13 protein-coding genes and 1 pseudogene are annotated in these 15,396 nt (G+C 36.6%); 9 read left to right on the top strand and 5 right to left on the bottom strand.

Annotation, left to right across the window (positions count from 1 at the left end):
- Nucleotides 1–2: 2 nt before the first annotated feature.
- Nucleotides 3–737 (top strand): SDR family NAD(P)-dependent oxidoreductase, encoded by a 735-nt coding sequence (locus tag ACZ9HT_RS11830; RefSeq protein WP_476040696.1) that lies wholly within the window; start codon nt 3–5, stop codon nt 735–737.
- Between the two features lie 109 nt (nt 738–846).
- Here ACZ9HT_RS11830 and recQ read toward each other — a convergent pair whose 3' ends face one another.
- The 3 genes from recQ to ACZ9HT_RS11815 all read right to left on the bottom strand — a co-directional run bounded on the left by recQ (nt 847) and on the right by ACZ9HT_RS11815 (nt 5,314).
- Entirely contained in the window at nt 847–3,039 is a 2,193-nt protein-coding gene (gene recQ, locus ACZ9HT_RS11825; RefSeq protein ID WP_476040695.1) for a DNA helicase RecQ, read from the bottom strand.
- 133 nt (nt 3,040–3,172) lie between these two features.
- Entirely contained in the window at nt 3,173–4,927 is a 1,755-nt protein-coding gene (gene aspS, locus ACZ9HT_RS11820; RefSeq protein ID WP_476040694.1) for an aspartate--tRNA ligase, read from the bottom strand.
- Between the two features lie 231 nt (nt 4,928–5,158).
- Nucleotides 5,159–5,314 carry a hypothetical protein gene (locus ACZ9HT_RS11815; RefSeq protein WP_476040693.1) on the bottom strand — a complete coding sequence of 52 codons (156 nt, stop codon included), beginning with the start codon at nt 5,312–5,314 and terminating at the stop codon, nt 5,159–5,161.
- Nucleotides 5,315–5,396: 82 nt separating this feature from the next.
- Between ACZ9HT_RS11815 and ACZ9HT_RS11810 the strand changes: the two genes are divergently transcribed.
- Nucleotides 5,397–5,777 carry a 30S ribosomal protein THX gene (locus ACZ9HT_RS11810; RefSeq protein ID WP_476040692.1) on the top strand — a complete coding sequence of 127 codons (381 nt, stop codon included), beginning with the start codon at nt 5,397–5,399 and terminating at the stop codon, nt 5,775–5,777.
- Between the two features lie 69 nt (nt 5,778–5,846).
- On the opposite strand, the gene ACZ9HT_RS11805 is transcribed toward ACZ9HT_RS11810, so the two are convergent.
- Nucleotides 5,847–6,512, bottom strand: coding sequence for a DUF937 domain-containing protein (locus ACZ9HT_RS11805; RefSeq protein WP_476040691.1), 666 nt, complete (start codon nt 6,510–6,512; stop codon nt 5,847–5,849).
- A gap of 109 nt (nt 6,513–6,621) precedes the next feature.
- Nucleotides 6,622–7,131 carry a DUF2480 family protein gene (locus tag ACZ9HT_RS11800; protein WP_476040690.1) on the bottom strand — a complete coding sequence of 170 codons (510 nt, stop codon included), beginning with the start codon at nt 7,129–7,131 and terminating at the stop codon, nt 6,622–6,624.
- A 96-nt stretch (nt 7,132–7,227) separates the two neighbouring features.
- Between ACZ9HT_RS11800 and lpxB the strand changes: the two genes are divergently transcribed.
- From lpxB to ACZ9HT_RS11765, 7 genes and pseudogenes are all read left to right on the top strand, one after another.
- The gene (lpxB, locus tag ACZ9HT_RS11795) at nt 7,228–8,334 is read left to right on the top strand and encodes a lipid-A-disaccharide synthase (RefSeq protein WP_476040689.1); all 1,107 of its coding nucleotides are present in this window, start codon (nt 7,228–7,230) and stop codon (nt 8,332–8,334) included.
- Nucleotides 8,335–8,386: 52 nt separating this feature from the next.
- Nucleotides 8,387–10,156, top strand: coding sequence for a ComEC/Rec2 family competence protein (locus tag ACZ9HT_RS11790; protein ID WP_476040688.1), 1,770 nt, complete (start codon nt 8,387–8,389; stop codon nt 10,154–10,156).
- A gap of 177 nt (nt 10,157–10,333) precedes the next feature.
- On the top strand, nt 10,334–10,996 hold the full coding sequence (locus ACZ9HT_RS11785; RefSeq protein ID WP_476040687.1) for a succinate dehydrogenase cytochrome b subunit: 663 nt from the start codon (nt 10,334–10,336) through the stop codon (nt 10,994–10,996).
- A gap of 10 nt (nt 10,997–11,006) precedes the next feature.
- The gene (locus ACZ9HT_RS11780; protein WP_476040686.1) at nt 11,007–13,019 is read left to right on the top strand and encodes a fumarate reductase/succinate dehydrogenase flavoprotein subunit; all 2,013 of its coding nucleotides are present in this window, start codon (nt 11,007–11,009) and stop codon (nt 13,017–13,019) included.
- A 6-nt stretch (nt 13,020–13,025) separates the two neighbouring features.
- A complete protein-coding gene (locus ACZ9HT_RS11775) occupies nt 13,026–13,604 on the top strand; it encodes a hypothetical protein (protein WP_476040685.1) in 579 nt (192 codons plus the stop codon).
- Nucleotides 13,605–13,627: 23 nt separating this feature from the next.
- Nucleotides 13,628–14,395, top strand: a complete 768-nt coding sequence (locus ACZ9HT_RS11770) for a succinate dehydrogenase/fumarate reductase iron-sulfur subunit (RefSeq protein ID WP_476040684.1) — start codon at nt 13,628–13,630, stop codon at nt 14,393–14,395.
- Between the two features lie 262 nt (nt 14,396–14,657).
- Nucleotides 14,658–15,317 (top strand): annotated as a pseudogene (locus ACZ9HT_RS11765) (TonB-dependent receptor); the annotation flags it as partial.
- Nucleotides 15,318–15,396 lie beyond the last annotated feature (79 nt).

Below are 15,396 nucleotides of genomic sequence, written 5' to 3'. Positions count from 1 at the left end.
TGATGAAAACGAATTCTACCAAAACAGTTCTTTTCCTCGGTGCCAATTCTGATGTTGCGAAACAATGTATTTTACAATATCTGGAAAAGGGATTTACGATTATTGCTTCTTCGCGAAATCTTGCTTCTCTGGAAAGTTTTGTGCGAGAAAATAATATTGATTCTTCCAAAATTACACTTAGACATTTCGACGCAGCCGATTTTTCTTCCCATCAAAAATTTTACGATGAACTTCCAACAAAACCCAATATTATAATTTACGCCGCAGGTTTTTTAGTGGAGAATCAGATAGCACTTCACGATTTTGCAGCAGCAAAACAAATGATGGAAGTCAATTACATTGGTGCCGTTTCTATTCTAAATATTATTGCGATGGACCAAACCAACAAAAATTTAGAAAGAATTATTGGTTTGTCTTCACTTTCGGGAGTTCGTGGTAGAAAAAGTAATTTCATTTACGGAAGTACAAAATCTGCGTTCACGCAATATTTAGCCGGACTTCGACAGGAACTATCTTCAAGAAAAATCATCGTAAATGTTTTAGTAAGTGGTTACATTAATACTAAAATTAATAATGGTTTAACGCTCAATAAAAATCTGCTCATGGAACCAGATTATGTCGCAGAATATATTGTCAATGCTGGAAATTCCTTTTCAATCGTTCCTAACTTTAAATGGAAAATAATTTATTATATCTTGAAAATTTTACCAGAAAATTTAGTTTCGAAATTGCCATAAAAGAAGCGTAAAAATTAGTTTTCTGCTTCTGATCGTAAGTCGTTATAGATCACGATTTATAATATATTCAAAAACAGCATCTTTCGTAGCAAGATAACTTTTGCCCTCTTTAAAGCATCTTTTTCTCGCTTTCTTGGTATTTATAAAAAGCCACAGCAATATGAATTTCAAAGTACGAATATTCTTCGCCCAGTTCCTCCTTTATCGCCTTTAAAGATGGGATAGTTTGAGTTTTCACAATAGAAATAATAGGATTTATTTTATTGATGTCCATTAACTCGCTGGCTTTAATTGTTCCCACTCCTACGAAATTGGCGAGGTGATTTTGAATGGTATTTGAAGATAAATTTCTACTTTTTGCGATTTCTTCTACGCTGTTTCCCTCTTTGTACATTTGGAAAGTTGTCCTATAAGTTCCCGCTTCATACTTATTTGTTTTTTTTGGTGCGCGTTTTATTTTCGGTGTTTTTTCGGCAATCTTGCTGCTCAAATTATTTTTGTTGCAATAATCTACTATTATCTGTAAAAATAGTTCACCGTATTTTTCTATTTTAAAGGCTCCGAAACCACTTATCTGTTCGAGTTCTTCTTTTGTATTAGGAAGATAACTCGCCAATTCCATCAAACTAGCATCAGAAAAAATAACATAAGGCGGTACGTTTTCTTGCTCGGCTTGCTGTCTTCTCAAAATTCTCAATTCATCAAATAATTCCAGATTTGTTTCTATATACTCGGAGGAATTAGATGTTTCTATTTCTGCTACCGTTACTGCTTTGGCTTGTTCTTTTACTTTTTGCAGATTTACTTTTCTATTGCCAAATAATAATTCTTTACTCGTTTCAGTTAGTTTTAATACAGAAAACTCTTCATTCGATTCACGCAGAAAATCATTAATTACTAACTGCTTTATAAGATTTTGCCAGTACGTTTTGTCAGCATTGGCGCCAATGCCATAAGTGGGTAAGTTGCGCATGTATTCAGTTATTTTAACGCTTTTCGAACCGCGAAGAAAATCGATAACTAAATTTTTTCCATAACGTTCTTTTAATCGATAAACGGCGCTCAATAATTTCTGAGCATCTACAGTGGCGTCCCAGTTTTCAAAATCACTGAGACAATAATCACAAGAATTACAATTTCCAGGATGTGATTCTCCAAAATATTCCATCAGATATTGTCGTCTGCATTTTTGCATTTCGGCAAAGTCTGTCATTTGTTGCAATTTTCGCAGCATCAAGGATGATTGTTCCTCGTTGCCTTCGACCATTGCAAATTTTTTCAATTTCATCACATCGGCGTTGGAGTAAAATAGAATCGCTTCACTTGGCAATCCATCTCTGCCGGCTCTTCCTGTTTCCTGGTAATAACTTTCTATATTTTTCGGAAGATCTGCATGCATCACAAATCGGACGTTGCTCTTGTCGATCCCCATTCCAAACGCAATGGTAGCAACCATTACTCTGATTTTATCTTTGATGAAATCATCTTGAACCTGCGCTCGTTCTGTGGAAGAAATTCCTGCGTGATAAAACGCAGCGTTTACTCCGTTTTCTTTTAAATTATTCGCCAAATCTTCAGTTCCTTTTCTTGACAAACAGTAGATAATTCCTGAATCATTTGGATGCTCATTGAGATATTGAACAATATGATTGAGAACAGATTGTTTCGGCTGCACAAAATATTTAATATTGGCTCTGTCAAAAGATGAAATTAAAACAGTCGGTTCTTGAAGATTGAGTTGTTTAATAATATCTTTCCTCGTAATTTCATCCGCACTTGCAGTTAAAGCAATAATTGGAGTTTGGGGAAATTGTTCTTTTAAGCTATTTAAAAATAAATAATCCGGCCGAAAATCATGTCCCCAATGCGAGACACAATGCGCTTCATCTACTGCAAATAAAGAAATATTGATGTCTTTCAGCAAGTTTAAAAACGAACCATTGTCTGCGCTCAATTTTTCTGGCGCAACATATAAAAGTTTGAGTTTCTCTTCTTTTAATTGATGAAAAGTTTCATTTTGCTCCAAAGGATTCATCGAAGAATTAAGGAAAGCCGCAGAAATTCCATTAACACGTAAAGCATCCACTTGATCTTTCATTAATGCAATCAATGGGGAAATTACAATTGCCGTTCCGTCCAAAACCAATGCTGGAACTTGATAGCACAAAGATTTTCCACCGCCTGTTGGCATCAAGACAAACGTGTCTTTTTTTGCAATTACATTTTCAACTGCACTCGCTTGGTTCAATCTGAAACTATCGTAACCAAAATATTGTTGAAGTATTTCTGTGGATCTTTCCATTGTTCAAAATTTGTGTAAGCGTAAAATTAGTCAATTAAAGACGACCCTTATATTTGAATTAACTAAAAAAAGCCTCACCGTTTTTGATAACAATGAGGCTTTTTATGTGATCGTGAAATTTAAATAGAAGTCTTTATGCTTTTAAATTTAATTTCAATTCCAACTCATCCAATTGCTCATCAGCGATTGAACTTGGCGCATCGATCATGACATCTCTTCCAGAATTATTTTTTGGGAAAGCGATATAATCTCTTATCACTTCATTACCATCAAGAATTGCAACCAATCGGTCGAAACCTAAGGCCAAACCTGCGTGAGGCGGTGCTCCATATTGGAAAGCATTCATTAAAAATCCAAATTGCGCTTCTGCATCTTCTTTCGTAAACCCTAAAAGATTAAACATTTTCGCCTGCAGATCTTTATCGAAAATTCTTACTGAACCACCACCAATTTCATTTCCATTCAGAATTAAATCATACGCATTTGCTCTGGCTTTTCCGGGATCGGTTTCTAATAGATGAACGTCTTCTGGTTTTGGTGCAGTAAACGGATGGTGCATTGCGTGATAACGATTTGTTTCTTCATCCCATTCTAACAATGGAAAATCTACGACCCAAAGTGGTGCGAATTCTTTTGGATTTCTTAATCCTAATCTGTTCCCCAATTCCATTCTCAAGGCAGAAAGTTGGGTTCTTACTTTATTTTCGTTTCCAGACATTAGGAAAATTAAATCTCCTGCTTTTGCGCCGAATTTCTCTGTAATTTTTTTTAAATCTTCTTCGTTGTAAAATTTATTTACAGAAGAAGTAACAACACCATCATTCTGGAATTTAATCCAAATCATTCCGTTTGCGCCAACCTGTGGACGTTTTACCCAATCAATTAATTCGTCGATTTGTTTTCTGGTATATTCTGCGCAACCCTCAACATTGATTCCGACTACCAATTCTGCGTCATCGAATATTTTAAAATCTTTTCCTTTTACCAATTCGTTTACTTCCACGAATTCCATCCCAAATCTGATGTCCGGTTTATCGTTTCCGTATTTTTGCATCGCGTCGGCGAAAGTCATTCTGGGGAATTTACCGAATTCTTTTCCAGCAATATCTTTCAATAAAGTTGCGGTCATTCCTTCGAAAATTTCTAAAACATCTTCCTGTTCTACAAATGCCATTTCGCAATCGATCTGCGTAAATTCCGGTTGACGGTCGGCTCTTAAATCTTCATCACGGAAACATTTTACAATCTGGAAATAACGGTCCATTCCACCAATCATCAATAATTGTTTGAAAGTTTGCGGCGATTGTGGCAACGCATAAAACTGTCCAGGATTCATACGGCTTGGAACCACGAAATCACGCGCTCCTTCCGGAGTTGACTTGATGAGAACGGGAGTTTCTACTTCGATAAAATCTTTTTCGGAAAGATAATTACGGACTTTCTGCGCCATTTTATGACGGAAAATTAATTTGTCTTTAACCGGATTTCTTCGGATATCTAAATATCTGTATTTCATACGAAGTTCTTCGCCTCCATCAGTTTCGTCTTCGATGGTGAATGGTGGAACTTCGGATTGGTTTAAAATCGTTAGTTTTTCTACTAAAATCTCAATTTCTCCCGTTGGGATCTTCGGATTTTTACTCACTCTTTCGATCACTTTTCCTTCAACTTGGATCACGAATTCCCGTCCGAGTTTGTGAGCGTTTTCTAATAGTTCTGCGGAGGAACGGTCTGTGTCGAAAACCAACTGCGTAATTCCATATCGGTCGCGCAAATCGATCCAAATCATAAATCCTTTATCACGAATGGTTTGAACCCAGCCGGAAAGGGTTACGTTTTCGTCTAGATTTTTCAGGGATAATTCTCCGTTAGTGTGCGTCCGAAACATAGTTCTTAGATATTTTAAGTTAGGGTTGAAATGTTTAGATCTTAGCTAAAATTTCAGGTGCAAAGATAAGATTTTTGGATGATTGACAGAAGCGTGGGAAATACTTTATTTGATGTTGAATTTCTTTTTTTTGAAGGAACTCGAATGAAGCAATCGCTCAACAGGACAATTTTTTTTGTCCTTTTTTTCTCTATTAAAGAGTTTTTTTTAAATTATAGCAATTGCCGAATATTATGCGCAATCTGCGTGAGGGATTGCAATGGAAATCCCGGAATGCAGTTTCGTCTCCAAAGACGAGACGGAATGAGGAATTGGAATGAAAAGCCCGACCCAGGCGGCGGCAAATATTCCAGTTTCAACATAAGCGCTGGGAAGGGTCACGCCCAAAACTTTATGAATTTTTAAGATTTGAAATGCTTCTTTTTTACTTAACTTTGAATTAAATCAACCTCAAAAAAATAATGTAATTATGGGAAAAGGAGATCAAAAATCAAAACGCGGAAAAATTAACGCTGGAAGCTACGGTAATAAAAGGCCTAGAAAATCGAGCTCAGTAAAAAATATTCCGGTCAATGTATTGGATGAGGATGAGAAAAAAGCACCCAAAACTAAAGTAAGAAAAGAAGTGGGTTACCCCGTAGATAAGTCAGAAAATGCTGAAGGGCCGAAAGAAACAAAAGCGAAGGCAGCAGACAAACCGAAAGCCGATAAAGGTGAAGAGACCAAAGAGGTAAAACCAAAAGCGGCAAAAGCTGAGGAACCAAAAGAAACGAAACCGAAAGCTGAAAAAGCGGAGGAAACAAAAGAAGATGAACCAAAAGAAACTAAAGCCAAAAAAACCGAAGAATAATCAACGGTCAACTTGCTTAACAATATTTAAAATCCCTTTCGATTTGAAAGGGATTTTTTGTGATCTGAATTATCTTCCGCCTCCTAATATGCTGCCTAAGAGCCCGCCCAGTCCGCCTTGTTGTTGCTGTTGACCGCCGCCGCCGAGGACACTGCCCAAAATATCATTTAAAGGATTCCCTGAAGAGTTTGCCTGTGATCCGCCACCAAGAACGCTTCCCAGAATATCGTTAAGTGGATTTGAAGGTTCTGCCTGAGCCTGACTTTGAGCACCGCCCAAAATTCCTCCCAACAGATCTCCTAAACCGCCACCGGTTGTAACTCCGTTTGATTGTTTTTGCTTGCCAATATAACCCATGATGATGGGCGCCAACATGGCTAAAATAGGACCGATCTTATCCATGGAAATTCCAGTATTCTGGGAAAGTTGGTTTTCAACCGTTGATTTCTGAGCACCAAAAACGTGATCTAAAATAGAGCCTCCTTCCTGTTGGCGGGATTCTACTTGAGAAGGATCGTTTAAGATACTTCCGTCGTGATCTTTATCTAAAGCTGTATTTAAAGCTTCTGCTTCTTGAGGGTCGTCTTGCGATTTTTTTCTCAGATAAGAAATAACCAAGGGCGCTGCCACTGCCAAAAGTGCAATAATCTGATTTTTGCTGATACCGAATTTATTTTCTGCCTGGGTTGCTACTTCGTTTCCTGCGTTTCCTGTAATTAAATCAATTAAACTCATCGTTTGTATTATTTTATTTGGTTAGGATATCAAAGCTAACAAAACCTGTTCCTATTTTTTTAATGGATTTAATAAAATAGTGTTAAGGAAGTAAAACTACAGCTGCTTATTAATTTTTAAAAATCGGAACATTGGAACATGCTTCTCCAAACATCAAAGATTTTACAAGTGGTTTTAACTGTTCTACCAGTTCAATGTAGGCGTTTTCCGGTATAGATTCATCGGTGCAGCCTTTTACTAAAACTCTCTTGCCCATCATTTCTGTATAATCATAATTTTGGACGGCGTTGTGCATTAAAAGAACTTCCAGATCTTCGCGATTTCCGTAAACGATTTTCTTCGCAGATTCGGTCAGTTTCGCGGTGAGAAGAAAGTAGGCCCACAAAGGAACAATAGCGTCAGCGGAATTGTAAATGTAAATGTAGGAATCTGCGAAATCTTCTGCATTCAGGGCTGAAACCTTTTCCCGGAAATCTTTTTCCTTCAAAATCAGCTCTTGGAAAAGAAAATCTTTTAAGTCAATTCCTATTCGTTTTCCTTTGGGCAGAAGGGTTGAGAGATCGAAATTGACCAATCCACTCTCTGCTATTTTATTTTTTATTTCTAAATCTTCAGACATTTTTATCTTTATATTTACACAAAATTAAGGTAATTAATCGGTTTATTTTGAAGGTTGAGAGATCTAAAATCTAAATCCTAAAATCTAAAAAATCAATTGAAATACTATATTATCGCAGGAGAGGCCTCTGGAGATTTGCATGCCTCCAACTTAATGAAGTCGATTTTGAAAAAAGATTCTACCGTAGAATTTCGGTTCTGGGGCGGGGATTTAATGACAGAAGTCGCCGGATTTCAACCCGTAAAACATTATCGTGATCTAGCTTTTATGGGTTTTCTGGAGGTGGCTAAAAATCTTACAACGATTTTAAAAAATATTAAATTTTGTAAACAGGATATTCAGGAATACAAACCCGACGTTTTGATCTTGGTCGATTACCCCGGCTTCAATTTAAGAATTGCAGAATTTGCGAAGAGTTTAGGAATTAAAATTATCTATTATATTTCTCCGCAATTATGGGCGTGGAAGGAAGGTCGTGTAGAAAAGATCAGAAAATTTGTGGATGAAATGCTCGTCATTCTTCCATTTGAAAAAGACTTTTACAAAAAACATGAGGTCGATGCGCATTTTGTCGGACATCCCTTACTCGATGCGATTTCAGATTTAAAGGAGATTGATATCAAAAAATTTAAGTCAGAAAATAATCTTAACGAAAAGGAAATTATTGCGCTTTTGCCTGGCTCACGGGAACAGGAAGTTACCAAGATGTTAGAGTTGATGCTATCTGTACGTCAATATTTTAAAGGATATCAGTTTGTTATTGCCGGTGCGCCAAGTTTACCGAAAGAATTTTATCAGAAATATGTTGATGAAAACGTGCATTTTGTATCCAATAAGACTTATGATTTACTGCGATGTTCAAAAGCCGCTTTAGTGACATCCGGAACAGCAACATTGGAAACAGCCTTACTCAATATTCCCGAAGTCGTTTGTTACAGAAGTAGCAGAATTTCTTATGAAATAGGAAAAAGAGTTGTAAAAAATATCAAATATATTTCCTTGGTCAACTTAATTATGGATCGGGAAGTGGTTACGGAATTGATTCAAAATGATTTAAATACCAAAAGCTTAGTGAAAGAATTGAAGCATATTTTGGAAGGGGAATCCAGAGAAAAAATGTTGATGGAATTTGAACTTCTTCGTGAAAAATTAGGAGGAAAAGGAGCAAGCGATCACGCTGCGGATATTATTATGAAAGGGTGATTTTACGGGTGATTTTTTGCGTGGAAGTTGATAAATTTACACCAAAACGCCATTGCATAAACAACCTCTACTCATTTTCTGCATCTGTTTTGTTCTTGGGATATTCTTTCAGGATTTTCTTGTTTTGAAAGTCACAGATATTTATATTTTATTGATAATCAGTTTTTTGTCACTGATCATTTTTCTTTTTAAAAACTTTTATCTTTATCGTTTACGTGCAGTTTCGTTATTCCTTTTATTTTTTTCCATGGGGATTTTTGCACATCATCTGAATTCGCAAAAACCGAAACTCCCGGAACTTGAAAGCAAAGAAAATATTGTTTTCAAAATCACTAAAAAACTTAATTCCAATGAGAAAAACCGGCGCTACGAAATAGATGCGTGGAAAGGAAATGAACCCTTCAAAAGCGTTTTGTCATTTCCAAGATCCGAAAAGGAGCTGGATTTTATCCACTATTATAAAGCAGAAGTTTACATCAACAAAATTGAAAAACCTTACAGCGATTTTCAATTCGATTACGGAAAATATTTAGCCCGAAAAGATATATTTTTTCAGAGTTATTTACCAGACAGTTTTCAAACCGGAAAAAGAAATGATCTTTCGTTTGCGGAGATAATTCGTCAGAAAATATTAGAAACGCTGCAGAAAATTGATAACGCTCCTCTCACCAAACAAACACGTGAATTTACGAAAGGGATTATTCTGGCAGACCGAACCGAAATGGACAAGGATGTTGTTCAGGATTTCAGCAAATCCGGTTTGGTACATATTTTAGCGATTTCTGGTTCGCACATGGCAATTATTTTCTGGCTTATTTTATTAATCTTAAATCCTGTTTTCCCGCCAAAACTGAAAAATTATAAAATTGTCATCTCGCTATTATTGATCTGGACTTTTGCCATTTTTATTGATTACGGAAGTTCGGTTGTTAGAAGTTGCATTATGATAACGGCCTATTACACCTTTATTTTACTGCAAAGAAAAACCGATTTGCTACATTCTATGGCGGTTGCTGGATTTGCGATTTTAATTACAGATACGAATCAGCTTTTTGATGTAGGATTTCAGTTAAGCTTTCTCGCTGTATTCGGGATCTTTTGGTTCAATCAACCCATTCTTAAGTATTTGCCGCAGCCTAAAAATAAATTTCAGAATTTTTTAGTGAACATTGTGTCTATCAGTATTTCTGCGCAGATTGCGACACTGCCGTTGGTCGTGTATTATTTTCATCAGTATTCTTTTATTTCTATTATCGCAAATCTGGTCGTGATTCCCTTCTCTGAGTTTTTAATTATTTTCTCTTTGTTGATGACTTTTTTAATTGCTTTTTCTCTGCAGTTTCCCTGGTTAAATGTGATTTATGATTTCTGTGTAATTCATACTTTAAAAGTAATTCACTTTTTTGCAGAATTGGATTTTGCTTTTTATAAAATGATCCCAATGACTATTTTAGAAGTGTTAACCGCTTTCATTATTCTGTTCGTTTTAAGATTTGGCATTAAAAAATTCAATATTAAGAATGGACTTCGCTTAATTTATTTTATTTTAACGTTCGTTGCTTTGCGGTTTATTTTGAATTTTAGAGCCGGTCAGATCGATGAGGTTTTAGAACACCGTTATTTTAAACAAAAGATTGTTTCAGTGAAAAATAACAAGGAGGTTCAGTTTATAATGAATGAAAATGTGGATTCAGCGAAAGTTCAAAAATATGTGATAGAGCCTTATCTTACTTCCAGAAGAACAAAAAATTTCTCAATCTCAACGGTACCGACATCTGTAAACCAGATAGACATCAACGGAAAAAGCTATCAATTGAAATAGTGATGCACTTAAACTTCCTACCACTTTACAAAAAATTCCAAAATCATAAATACAAGTTTACGTATTCAACTGCTTGTTATTTAGAAGTATTACAAACTAAAAAATTCTGACTTTTCTCACCCCGAAGTAGCTTAACATTTTTTTAACTTTGTGAAAATTCAAAATTAAATATTAATTATGTCAAGTTTAACCAGTTCTTCGATCGGTAGAAAATATGCGATGGCACTTTCGGCGATGTTTTTAATATCTTTTTTGGTATTACATCTCGTTGTGAACCTGCTATCACTTTTCGGTCCGGAAGTTTATAACAACGCTTCCAATTTCATGGGATACAACCCTTTGGTACAATTTATAATGCAGCCAATTTTGGTGGCGGGTGTTGTTTTTCACTTTGTGATGGGTCTTGTTTTAGAGATCAAAAATAACAACGCACGACCAATTAAATACGGCATGAACAATCGTTCTGTAAATTCCAGCTGGATGTCGCGAAACATGTTGGTTACCGGTTTAGTGATTTTGGCTTTCCTCGGTTTACACATGTTTGACTTTTGGTACCACGAGATGAACTATAAATATATAGAAGGACTTCCTGTGGAAAAAAGCAGATTCTACACGGATCTACACGATAAATTTGAAAATCCGATCAGAGTAGGAATTTACATTGTTGCTTTTGTGTTGTTAGGTTTACACCTGGCGCATGGTTTTCAATCATCGTTTCAATCAGTTGGTGCAAGACATCCAAAATATACTCCATTTTTAAAAGCATTCGGAACGTGGTTTTCTATACTGGTTCCTGCTGGTTTTATTGTTATTGCATTATTTCACTTTCTAAATCGATAATCACAGTATTATGAACAAATTAGATTCAAAAATTCCATCCGGACCTGTAGCGGATAAATGGACCAATCATAAAAATCACATGAATCTTGTTGCGCCTAATAATCGTGATAAGATTGATATAATTGTAGTCGGAACTGGCTTAGCCGGTGGCTCTGCTGCTGCGACTTTAGCAGAACAGGGATATAATGTGAAAGCATTTTGTTTTCAGGATTCTCCAAGACGAGCGCATTCAATTGCTGCACAGGGTGGAATTAACGCTGCAAAAAATTATCAGGGAGACGGCGATTCAACGTACCGTTTGTTTTACGATACCATTAAAGGTGGTGACTACCGTTCCCGTGAAGCCAATGTTTACAGACTTGCAGAAGTCTCTACCAATATTATTGACCAGTGTGTGTCGCAAGGTGTTCCTTTTGGAAGGGATTACGGCGGACAATTAGATAACCGTTCATTCGGTGGTGTTCAGGTTAAAAGAACTTTTTATGCAAAAGGTCAAACCGGACAGCAGCTTCTTTTAGGAGCTTATTCTGCAATGAGCCGGCAAATCGGAAAAGGCAGGATCAAAATGTACAACCGTCACGAAATGCTGGATCTGGTGATCGTTGATGGTAAAGCAAGAGGAATTATTGCAAGAAACTTAGTAACAGGTGAAATCGAAAGACATTCTGCACACGCAGTTGTAATTGCTTCCGGTGGATACGGAAATGTTTATTTCCTTTCTACAAACGCAATGGGATCTAACGTTTCTGCAGCCTGGAAAATTCATAAGAAAGGAGCGTATTTCGCAAATCCTTGTTATGTACAAATTCACCCAACTTGTATTCCTGTTCATGGAACGCAACAGTCGAAACTGACTTTGATGTCGGAATCATTAAGAAATTCAGGCAGAATCTGGGTTCCTAAAAATATTGAAGATGCAGTAGCCGTTCGCGAAGGTAAATTAAGACCGGAAAGCATTCTCCCGGAAAACCGCGATTACTATTTGGAAAGAAGATATCCAGCTTTTGGGAATCTTGTTCCACGTGATGTTGCATCCAGAGCTGCAAAAGAAAGATGTGACGCAGGTTACGGAATCGAAAATAACGAAACGAAAGAAGGTGTTTTCTTAGATTTCTCTACAGAGATCATTAAAAAAGGAAAAGAAGCCGCTCTTGAGCAAAATATTCATAATCCTACAGATCAGCAGATCAGTGATTTAGGGAAAGCCTGGATCGAGGAAAAATATGGAAACCTTTTTGTAATGTATGAAAAAATTACAGGCGAAAACCCATATGTAACTCCAATGAAGATTTATCCCGCGGTTCATTACACTATGGGCGGCGTTTGGGTAGATTATAATTTACAGTCTACCATTCCGGGATGTTTTGTAATTGGTGAAGCGAATTTTTCCGACCATGGAGCGAACAGATTAGGAGCTTCGGCTCTGATGCAAGGTTTGGCAGATGGTTATTTCGTGCTTCCTTACACGATTGCAGATTATCTTTCATCAGATATCAGAACAGGCGCGATTCCAACGAACACTCCTGATTTTGACGTTGCTGAAAAAGGAGTTCAGGAAAAAGTTGAATTCTTTTTGACGAATAAAGGAACCCATTCTGTAGATCATTTCCACAAACAATTGGGACACATTATGTGGAACAAAGTTGGAATGGGCAGAACGCCGGAAGGTCTAAGAGAAGCGATTCAGGAAATTGAAGCGGTTAAAAACGATTTCTGGCAAAATGTAAAAGTAATCGGTGACGCGCAAAGCATGAATCCAGAACTGGAAAAAGCTTTTAGGGTTGCAGACTTTTTAGAATTAGGACAGTTAATGGCGATTGATGCTTTAAATAGAGAAGAATCTTGTGGCGGACATTTCCGCTGGGATCACGCAACGCCGGAAGGTGAAGCTGAGAGAGATGATGAACATTACAAATTTGTTTCGTCCTGGGAATATAAAGGTCCAGACATTAAGCAGGAAGTTTTACACAAGGAGGATTTGATCTATGAGAACATCGAAGTTAAAACAAGAAGTTACAAATAACAGAATATGAAAAATTTAAAAAAAATAATATTTCTTCTTGCCTTTTTCTTTGGGATAATTTCTGTTTCATCGCAGAAAATTACCACTCAAGAAATTGCAAAACCGTCAGAAGGTAAGTCTTTGGTTTATTTTCTTCGAACAGGAGCCGGTCCATTATTGAATTTTAGAATTTATGATAATGATAAATTTTTAGGAGCGCTTTCCGGATTTAAATATCTGGTCTATGAATGTGAGCCTGGAGAACATATCTTTTGGGCAGCTTCTGAAAACAGAGATTATATTGAGGCTAATTTGGAACCAAATGCGGTTTACGTTCTGAATGCCGAAGGACAAATGGGCGCATTTATTGCGAGCGTAGGTTTTTTGCCATTAAATCCAAATGAATTTAGAGATAAGAGAACTTTCTTTCAAGTTGTTAAAGGTGCTAAAAAGCAAGACTATGTAGCGACTGATGTTGATAAAACTGAAAATATTCAAAAAGGTTTGGAAAAATATAAGGATTTAAAAGCCAGCAGTTCTAAGAAAATTAAAGTTTTGGATCCAAGTTGGAAATTCGAAAACGCCGACAAACCCGTTAAACAATAATCTCCAATAAAGTAAATAAGAAAATGAGTACACAAAAAGGATTAAACCTGACTCTAAAAATTTGGAGACAGAAAAGCAATAAGACGAAAGGTCAGTTCGAGACCTACAAAATATCAGATGTTTCTACAGCTTCTTCATTTCTCGAAATGTTAGACATGCTTAATGAGCAGCTGATTAATGAAGGCAAGGAATCGATTGCATTCGACCACGACTGTCGCGAAGGAATTTGCGGAAGTTGTTCCCTATATATCAACGGAAGACCACACGGACCAGATACCGGAATCACGACTTGCCAGTTGCACATGAGAATGTTTAAAGATGGCGAAACCATTCTTATCGAACCTTGGAGAAGCGCTGCTTTTCCGGTAATTAAAGATTTAGTGGTTGACAGAAGTTCTTTTGACAGAGTAATGGCTGCAGGTGGATTTATTTCGGTAAACACTTCTGGACATACAACAGACGCCAATTCAATTCTGGTTCCGAAAGAAGATGCTGATAAAGCCATGGATGCCGCAGCTTGTATCGCATGTGGAGCTTGTGTTGCGACCTGTAAAAATGGTTCTGCCATGTTATTTGTGGGAGCTAAAGTTTCCCAATACGCATTACTGCCTCAAGGTAAAGTAGAAGCCAAACGAAGAGTTCTAAACATGGTAAAAGCTATGGACGAAGAAGGATTTGGAAACTGTTCTAATACCGGAGCGTGTGAGGTTGAATGTCCGAAAGGAATTACGTTAGAAGTGATCGCAAGAATGAACAGAGAGTTTGCGGTAGCCAATATTGAGAAAGAATAAAACAGAAATTTTTTGTAAAATTAAATCACCTTTTTAACAGAAGGTGATTTTTTTGTGCTTTTGATTTCCTCTAATATTTGTATTATGAACCTTAAAGTCATCCTTCTATCAGCCAAATTTGCCCAATAATGCGCTGTTCAGACATGAAAAAAAGATTTAATTTACTGCGATATTGATTTATTATTTAAAAAGGTTAGACTAATCTAACATTTATAGTTTTAGTAACAAAACATTTTTCTATATTTGCTCCTATAATTATTTTATGAAGCAAATATCTACATTCATTTTAGTGCTCTTATGCATTTTGCAAGTTTCTGCACAAACAGGAAACTTAACCGGAAACGTAAGTTCCAAAGATCAAATTCTTTCGGATGTTGTGGTAAATGTGCAGAAAACAGCATATTCAAAAGCGACAGATTCTTTAGGCAATTATTTAATTGCAAACATGCCGACAGGTTCTTATCAGGCGATCATTTCCATAGATGGGTATAAAAAAAGTACGCAATCTTTTACGATCAACGAAGATCAAACGACTACTTTAAATTTTGATTTAGTTTCTGAATTATTTTCTATAGAACAGGTTGTTATCACCGGAACCAGAACTCCGAAAAGGAAGACCAATTCTGCGGTGATCGTAAATTTGATCAATAGCAAAACTTTGGATCAGGTTGTTGCGACGACTCTTTCAGAAGGATTAAAATATCAACCTGGATTACGTGTAGAAACCGATTGCCAGACCTGTAATTACACTCAACTTAGAATTAATGGATTACAAGGTGGGTATTCCCAGATCCTTATTAATAGCCGTCCAATTTTTAGCCCGTTAATGGAATTGTACTGAATGGAACAGATCCCTACGAATATGATCGATCGAATAGAAGTAGTTCGAGGTGGAGTTTCCGCACTTTACGGCTCCAGCGCGATTGGTGGCACCGTGAATGTGATCACCAAAATACCCGATGGAAATAATTACAGTTTAACCAATACGCTGCAAAGTATCA

It is taken from the genome of Chryseobacterium sp. UYP7 (assembly GCF_056279225.1).
Note: the sequence above shows the minus strand (reverse complement) of the source record. Positions and strands in the feature narration are given on the sequence as shown.

Coding starts and splice junctions, on each gene's coding strand:
- ACZ9HT_RS11775 (WP_476040685.1), top strand. CDS start 13,026: ATGAAAAATTTAAAAAAAATAATATTTCTTCTTGCCTTTTTCTTTGGG.
- aspS (WP_476040694.1), bottom strand. CDS start 4,927: ATGTTTCGGACGCACACTAACGGAGAATTATCCCTGAAAAATCTAGAC.
- ACZ9HT_RS11780 (WP_476040686.1), top strand. CDS start 11,007: ATGAACAAATTAGATTCAAAAATTCCATCCGGACCTGTAGCGGATAAA.
- ACZ9HT_RS11800 (WP_476040690.1), bottom strand. CDS start 7,131: ATGTCTGAAGATTTAGAAATAAAAAATAAAATAGCAGAGAGTGGATTG.
- ACZ9HT_RS11830 (WP_476040696.1), top strand. CDS start 3: ATGAAAACGAATTCTACCAAAACAGTTCTTTTCCTCGGTGCCAATTCT.
- ACZ9HT_RS11785 (WP_476040687.1), top strand. CDS start 10,334: ATGTCAAGTTTAACCAGTTCTTCGATCGGTAGAAAATATGCGATGGCA.
- recQ (WP_476040695.1), bottom strand. CDS start 3,039: ATGGAAAGATCCACAGAAATACTTCAACAATATTTTGGTTACGATAGT.
- ACZ9HT_RS11810 (WP_476040692.1), top strand. CDS start 5,397: ATGGGAAAAGGAGATCAAAAATCAAAACGCGGAAAAATTAACGCTGGA.
- ACZ9HT_RS11770 (WP_476040684.1), top strand. CDS start 13,628: ATGAGTACACAAAAAGGATTAAACCTGACTCTAAAAATTTGGAGACAG.
- ACZ9HT_RS11805 (WP_476040691.1), bottom strand. CDS start 6,512: ATGAGTTTAATTGATTTAATTACAGGAAACGCAGGAAACGAAGTAGCA.